This is a genomic window from Bacillus cereus group sp. BfR-BA-01408 (assembly GCF_022663305.1).
In the GTDB taxonomy this organism is placed as follows: domain Bacteria; phylum Bacillota; class Bacilli; order Bacillales; family Bacillaceae_G; genus Bacillus_A; species Bacillus_A pacificus.
The window spans coordinates 1-464 of the sequence record NZ_JAKUFF010000203.1 but is presented as its reverse complement, the minus strand read 5'-3'; the positions used below and the strand labels follow the sequence as shown (position 1 = coordinate 464).

Genomic DNA, 464 nt, shown 5'->3' with positions numbered 1-464 from the left:
GAAAGGGCGGTGTCTTAACCACTTGACCAACGGGCCATGGCTCCGCAGGTAGGACTCGAACCTACGACCGATCGGTTAACAGCCGATAGCTCTACCACTGAGCTACTGCGGAATAATATATGGTGGGCCTAAATGGACTCGAACCATCGACCTCACGCTTATCAGGCGTGCGCTCTAACCAGCTGAGCTATAGGCCCATATACTTTACAGGGGCAGTAGGAATCGAACCCACACTGGAGGTTTTGGAGACCTCAGTTCTACCTTTAAACTATGCCCCTAAAGGATGCCGACTAGAGGACTTGAACCCCCAACCTACTGATTACAAGTCAGTTGCTCTACCAATTGAGCTAAGTCGGCATAAAAAAATGGTGGCTCGGGACGGAATCGAACCGCCGACACGAGGATTTTCAGTCCTCTGCTCTACCGACTGAGCTACCGAGCCAAACATAAATGGCGGTCCCGAC

The 464-nt window shown here is 51.7% G+C and carries 5 tRNA genes; all 5 read right to left on the bottom strand.

What is annotated here, in order from left to right:
• Nucleotides 1-37: 37 nt before the first annotated feature.
• Nucleotides 38-112, bottom strand: a tRNA-Asn gene (locus MR083_RS26930).
• 8 nt (nt 113-120) lie between these two features.
• Nucleotides 121-197: transfer RNA gene (locus tag MR083_RS26925), tRNA-Ile, on the bottom strand.
• Between the two features lie 10 nt (nt 198-207).
• Nucleotides 208-278, bottom strand: a tRNA-Trp gene (locus MR083_RS26920).
• Between the two features lie 6 nt (nt 279-284).
• A tRNA-Thr gene (locus MR083_RS26915) sits at nt 285-357 on the bottom strand.
• A 9-nt stretch (nt 358-366) separates the two neighbouring features.
• Nucleotides 367-442 (bottom strand) — tRNA-Phe (locus tag MR083_RS26910).
• Between the last annotated feature and the right edge of the window lie 22 nt (nt 443-464).